This window comes from Mesorhizobium sp. M2C.T.Ca.TU.002.02.1.1 (assembly GCF_003997225.1).
The window spans coordinates 1-6,672 of the sequence record NZ_RZTO01000298.1 but is presented as its reverse complement, the minus strand read 5'-3'; the positions used below and the strand labels follow the sequence as shown (position 1 = coordinate 6,672).

The window sequence follows — 6,672 nt, the reverse complement described above, 5'->3', positions numbered from 1 at the left end:
GTCTTGAGGCAATTCCGGACGGAAAACCGCTTCACAGTTTTCCGGAATTGCTCGACCTTGGCCAAAGCGTAGCGAGGCCTGGCTGAACGGATGCCGAAACCGCGGTTCATCCACCATTCATCAACGTGGCTGCATTGCGACCGACGCGAAAGCCTTGAAATGGCTTTTTGAGCTTCCCAAATGAAGGTTGCGGCCGCCGATGTCGGGGCCGCTGGCCTATCCGGAACGCCTTGCGAGGGTTTCGCACCGGGTCATACGCAAACCATGTTGCTCAACAGGAGAACACCTTATGCGTCACGTTGATTTTTCCCCGCTTTATCGTTCGACCGTCGGCTTCGACCGGCTGTTCACCATGCTCGATTCGCTCGGCCAGCCCGAGAGCGCGCAGACCTACCCGCCCTATAACATCGAGCGCACCGGCGAGAACGCCTATCGCATCTCGATGGCCGTCGCCGGCTTCTCGGAAGACGAAATCTCGATCGAAGCCCACCGCAACGTGCTGACCGTCAAGGGCGAGCGCAAGGAAGAGAACAACAGCGAGGGTTCGGAGCTGCTTTATCGCGGCATCGCCTCGAGGTCCTTCGAGCGCCGCTTCCAGCTCGCCGACCACGTCGAAGTGGAAGGCGCCACGCTGAAGAACGGCCTGCTCTTCGTCGACCTCAAGCGCAACATTCCCGAGGAGCTGAAGCCGCGCAAGATCGCGATCACCTCGTCCTCGGACAAGGGCAAGCAGATCGAGGCCAAAGCCGCCGCGTAATCCGCGGTCTCCATCGCAGATAACGTCTCCCTCCCGAGACGGAAGCGGCGCCGCGAGGCGCCGCTTTTTATTGTGCCGCCGGCAACGAGCCTTCTGTTGCTGCGGCCTTTCCCGGCCTGACCTACCGGTTGCCTGCCGCGAGGACAGCCGCGACGTTATGCCGATGAACGGCTTCGTATGGCGCGAAATATTCGGTTGCCGTCGCGGCAAATATGTCGGCGCCGAAAGTCTTCAGATCCTGCCTTGCCAGGTCCGGGGCATGCCGACAGGCGAGCAGCTTGCGAATATAGGCCTGTGTGGCAGCGATGAGGCTTCTGTCATAGCCCCCCGCTTCGATTGCCTGCAAGGAACCGTGATTGGGCAGTATCCGATCGAACTGCCAACCGGCCATGCGCGAGAGATCGATCAGATGCTCGGCAAGGCGTTCCGGTTCCGAGACGTAGGTGATGGAGTCTTCCAGCGTGTCGCCAGCCAGCAACAGGCCGGCGTCGGGCATCAGCAGCACCGTGCCGTCATGGCTGTGGATCTCGACCTGGCGCAGTTCGATCGGGATCGCTCCCACCGCAAGGCTGAGGCTGTCCTCGAACATCCTGTTGGGCAGGACGAGCGGCTTGATCGGCGGATTTCCACCCTCGATCTCGGCGCGGCCCCGTTCGAGCGCCGAGGCAGTGAGGCGGTTGGCGATGATCTCGCAATCCTGGAATACTTCGTTGCCGGCGATATGGTCGTCATGCCAGTGGCTGAGAACGACGCGTATCGAAGTCACTCCCATCTGTTCGAGCGTTCGCCGGATGAAGCGGGCATGCGGCAGGGAGATGTGCGTGTCGTAGACAAGCGCCTGCGATCCGTCGAGGATCGCATAGGTGCAGATGCCAAGCGTATAAGCGCCGTCGTCGAGCCAATTCGGTTCGTCCGACCAGATGCGGACGCCATCGACGCGGCCGTCATAGAAGCCCAGCACATTCGGCGCCGGGCGAACCAGCCGCATCGTCGAGCCGAGAGACGACCTGGTCATGGCGGGAAACCGGTCATGGCGGGAAACTCAGGCGAGCAGTTGACCGAGACGGTCGATCTCCCCCGTCGTCGTCGCGAAGCTGGCGACGAAGCGGTAGATCGCTTCCTTGTCGCCGAGATGGCCATCGAAACCCTGCGGAACGCCCCATTCGTAGAATTTGGCGCCGGCCGCCTGCAGCTTGTCGGCGGTCTCGCGGGTGAGGATGGCGAACACCTCGTTGGCCTGCGGCAGCCAGGCGAGCTTGCCGGCCGGCGCGTCCTCGATGGTCTCGGCCAGAAGCGCTGCCATCTGATTGGCGTGCCCAGCCATCTTCAGCCACAGATCATCGGTGAAATAGGCCTCGAACTGAGCCGAGATGAAGCGGGCCTTGGAAAAGGTCTGTCCGGAACGCTGACGCAGCAGGCGCAGGTCCTTGCCGATCTCGGGATTGAGGATCACCACCGCGTCAGCCATCCAGCAGCCGTTCTTGGTGCCGCCGAAGGAGATGAGGTCGACGCCACTCTTCCAGGTCATTTCGGCCGGGCTGACGCCGGTCGCCGCAATCGCATTGGCAAAGCGCGCGCCGTCCATGTGCAGCGACAGCTTGTGGCGGCGGCTGACCTCGGCGATCGCCTTGACGTCGTCGATGCTGTAGAGCGTGCCGACCTCGGTCGCCTGGGTGACGGTGACCGCCATCGGCTGACCGGCAGGGGCCAGATCCTGCGAATAGCGCTTGATGGCGCGGTCGAGGGCCTCCGGGTTCATGCGGCCCAGCGGTCCAGGCACCGGCGCCATGCGCGCGCCGCCGGTATGGAAACCCATCGCGCCGAACTCGTCGACATTCATATGCGCCTCGGAATGGCAGAGCGCGATGCCGCCGATGCGGTTCAACGCAGCCATCGAAAGCGCGTTGGCCGCGGTGCCGGTCGCGACGAAGAAGACCTGCACCTCGCGCTCGAAAATCTCGCTGAAGCGGCGATAGACGGCGCGGTCCAGATCGCCGTCGCCATAAGCGGTGGCGACGCCGGCGGCATGGCGCGACAGGTTGGCCGAGATGTCGGGGTGGACGCCCGCCCAGTTGTCGGAGGCAAAGAACATCGAGAGGTCCATATCGTGATTGGCAAAAGCGGCGGGACTTGACCGCTTCGGCGGTCGAAGCGCAAGGGCCAATCGCCGGCAAAGCGGTGAAGCCAGCGCGTCGCCCCGAAGGCCGGACCAAAGCTTGCGTTTCCGGCGCTTGTCACGAAATTTTGTGTCGCGGCGCGCCCAAGTTTTTTGTGAATCGGTCTTGTGTAGGTCCCTGATTTCTGCCATAAAAAATTTAGGACAGTAGTGCTGTCTTATTTTGTCGCACAAAACAGGCTGGACTGGCGTATCATCGCTGCCATTCCGGCCATTGTCGCGAGCGGCGGGTAGACGGCCCGGCTCTGACCTGTACGATACCGGATGCGAACCGGGCGTATGGCCGTATGGTTCGATGGATTTCGCGAGACGTGCAGCAAGATGAAGGGGAAGCATTCTCGCTTCCCAAGGCAAACCAGCGCCCTGAGATAGTCGGGGCCAAGGTGGAGAACGGAGGATAGGACGATGACGGAACTGACGCCATCTGCGATCAACGGCCGGGCCGCGCAGACGAAAGCGGCAGCCGTTAAACGTACCGTCCCGACCAAAGCCGGCCGAACCACCAACGGCCCGGCCGCCCAGGGCCTCTACGATCCGCGCAACGAGCATGACGCCTGCGGGGTCGGCTTCATCGCCAACATGAAGGGCGTGAAGTCGCACGGGATCGTCGAGGACGGTCTGGCGATGCTGGAAAACCTCACCCATCGTGGTGCCGTCGGCGCCGACCCGCTGGTCGGCGACGGTGCCGGCGTGCTGGTGCAGATTCCGGACGGCTTCTTCCGCGAGGAAATGGCGGCCAAGGGCGTCGAGCTGCCGCCGGCGGGTCAATATGGCGTTGGCCACTGGTTCATGCCGCAGGACGCGGCGCTGCGCGCCCATATCGAGGAGATCATCGCCGAATCGGCGCAGTCGGAAGGGTTGCCGCTGATCGGCTTCCGCGACGTGCCGGTCGACAATTCTTCGCTGTCGAAGGCGCCGGATATCATGGCCTCCGAGCCGTTCCACCGGCAGGTGTTTATCGGCCGCACGGCCGACATCCCGGACGACGAGGAGTATGAGGCGCGGCTTTATCTGCTGCGCAAGGTGATCTCGGGCCGCATCTATGCCGAGAACGACAACAAGGATGTCGGCGCCTATTGCGTGTCGCTGTCGGCGCGCACCATCGTCTACAAGGGCATGTTCCTGGCCTACCAGGTCGGCGCCTATTACAAGGACCTCACGGATCCGCGCTTCGAGACGGCGCTGATCCTGGTCCACCAGCGCTTCTCGACCAATACTTTCCCGTCCTGGAAGCTGGCGCATCCGTACCGCATGGTCGCGCATAATGGCGAGATCAACACCGTGCGCGGCAACAACAACTGGATGGCGGCGCGCCAGGCCTCGGTCGATTCCGAGCTGTTCGGCAACAACATCTCGAAGCTCTGGCCGATTTCCTATGAGGGGCAGTCGGACACGGCGTGCTTCGACAACGCGCTCGAGTTCCTGTTCCAGGGCGGCTATTCGCTCACCCACGCCATGATGATGCTGATCCCGGAAGCCTGGGCCGGCAACAAGCTCATGGACGCGGACCGCAAGGCTTTCTACGAGTACCATGCGGCGCTCATGGAGCCGTGGGACGGGCCTGCGGCGGTGGTGTTCACCGACGGCCGACAGATCGGCGCCACGCTCGACCGCAACGGCCTGCGCCCGGCGCGCTACATCGTCACCGACGACGACCGCGTCATCATGGCGTCGGAAGCCGGCGCGCTGCCGGTGCCGGAGGAAAAGATCGTGCAGAAGTGGCGGCTGCAGCCCGGCCGCATGCTGCTGATCGACCTCGCCAAGGGCCGCATCGTCTCCGACGAGGAGATCAAGTCGGAGATCGCGACCAAGCACCCCTACAAGACCTGGCTCGCCAACACGCAGCTCATCCTGGAGGATTTGAAGCCGGTCGAACCGCGCGCGCTGCGCAAGGATGTCAGCCTGCTCGATCGTCAGCAGTCCTTCGGCTACACGCAGGAGGACACCAAGCTCCTGATGGCGCCGATGGCCACCACCGGCCAGGAAGCGGTGGGTTCGATGGGCACCGACACGCCGATCTCGGCGATGTCGGACAAGTCGAAGCTGCTCTACACCTATTTCAAGCAGAACTTCGCCCAGGTCACCAACCCGCCGATCGACCCGATCCGCGAGGAGCTGGTGATGAGCCTGGTGTCGTTCATCGGGCCGCGGCCGAACATCTTCGACCTGGTCGGCACGTCGCGCCGCAAGCGGCTCGAAGTGCGCCAGCCGATCCTGACCAATGGCGATCTGGAGAAGATCCGCTCGATCGGCCACACCGAGGACCGTTTCGACACCAAGACCATCGACATCACCTACGGCGCGAACGAGGGTGCGGCCGGCATGCAGGGCGCCATCGACCGGCTCTGCGAACGGGCGGAGGCGGCGGTCGCGGGCGGCTACAACATCATCATCCTGTCCGACCGCCAGGTCGGTCCGGACCGTATCGCCATTCCCTCGCTGCTGGCGACGGCGGCGGTGCACCATCACCTGATCCGCAAGGGCCTGCGCACGGCGGTCGGCCTCGTCGTGGAATCCGGCGAGCCGCGCGAGGTGCATCACTTCTGCTGCCTGGCCGGCTACGGCGCCGAGGCGATCAACCCGTATCTCGCCTTCGACACGCTGCTCGACATGCACAAGCGCGGCGAGCTGCCGGAAGAGGTCGACGAATACGAGGTGGTGTCGCGCTACATCAAGTCGATCGGCAAGGGCATCCTCAAGGTGATGTCCAAGATGGGCATCTCGACCTACCAGTCCTATTGCGGCGCGCAGATCTTCGACGCGATCGGCCTGAAGTCGGATTTCGTCGAGAAGTATTTCACCGGCACGGCGACGCTGATCGAAGGCGTCGGCCTGGACGAGATCGCCACCGAGACGCTCAGCCGCCACAGCGATGCCTTCGGCAGCGATCCGGTGTTGCGCAACAACCTCGAGGTCGGCGGCGAGTACATGTTCCGCATGCGCGGCGAGGCGCATATGTGGTCACCCGATGCGGTCGCCAGCCTGCAGCACGCCGTGCGGCAGGGCTCCTGGGACACGTTCAAGGAGTATTCGGCGCAGATCGACAGCGCCACAGCCAGGGCGCAGACCATCCGCGGCCTGTTCAAGATCAGAACAGCCGAAGAGACCGGCCGCAAGAAGGTCGCGATCGAGGACGTCATGCCGGCGGCCGAGATCGTCAAGCGCTTCTCGACCGGGGCCATGTCGTTCGGCTCGATCTCCAGGGAGGCGCACACCACGCTGGCGCGCGCCATGAACCAGATCGGCGGCAAGTCGAACACCGGCGAGGGCGGCGAAGAGGCCGACCGCTATCTGCCGCTGCCCGGCGGCGGCAAGAACCCGGAACGCTCGGCGATCAAGCAGGTCGCCTCGGGGCGGTTCGGCGTCACGGCGGAGTATCTGGTCAATTCCGATGTCATGCAGATCAAGGTCGCGCAAGGCGCCAAGCCCGGCGAGGGTGGCCAGCTGCCCGGACACAAGGTCGACGCCACCATCGCCAAGGTCAGGCACTCGACGCCCGGCGTCGGCCTGATCTCGCCGCCGCCGCATCACGACATCTATTCGATCGAGGATCTGGCGCAGCTGATCTACGACCTGAAGAACGTCAATCCGGCGGCCGACGTCTCGGTCAAGCTGGTGTCGGAAGTCGGCGTCGGCACGGTCGCGGCGGGCGTCGCCAAGGCGCGCGCCGACCACATCACTATCTCGGGCTATGACGGCGGCACCGGCGCTTCGCCGCTGACCTCGCTCAAGCATGCCG

The 6,672-nt window shown here is 63.9% G+C and carries 4 protein-coding genes; 2 read left to right on the top strand and 2 right to left on the bottom strand.

Features of this window, described 5'->3' with window-relative positions; genetic code table 11:
* Positions 1–289 precede the first annotated feature (289 nt).
* On the top strand, positions 290–757 hold the full coding sequence (locus EOD07_RS17155; protein ID WP_127236313.1) for an Hsp20 family protein: 468 nt from the start codon (positions 290–292) through the stop codon (positions 755–757).
* 121 nt (positions 758–878) lie between these two features.
* On the opposite strand, the gene EOD07_RS17150 is transcribed toward EOD07_RS17155, so the two are convergent.
* Both EOD07_RS17150 and EOD07_RS17145 read right to left on the bottom strand, forming a co-directional pair.
* Entirely contained in the window at positions 879–1,772 is an 894-nt protein-coding gene (locus EOD07_RS17150) for an MBL fold metallo-hydrolase (RefSeq protein ID WP_127236312.1), read from the bottom strand.
* Between the two features lie 27 nt (positions 1,773–1,799).
* Positions 1,800–2,849: a low specificity L-threonine aldolase gene (locus tag EOD07_RS17145; protein WP_127236311.1), complete on the bottom strand. Its 1,050-nt coding sequence runs from the start codon at positions 2,847–2,849 to the stop codon at positions 1,800–1,802.
* A 489-nt stretch (positions 2,850–3,338) separates the two neighbouring features.
* On the opposite strand from EOD07_RS17145, the gene gltB reads away from it, so the two are divergent.
* Positions 3,339–6,672, top strand: a 3,334-nt coding sequence (gltB, locus tag EOD07_RS17140; RefSeq protein WP_127236310.1) for a glutamate synthase large subunit, incomplete at its 3' end; no start/stop codon positions are given.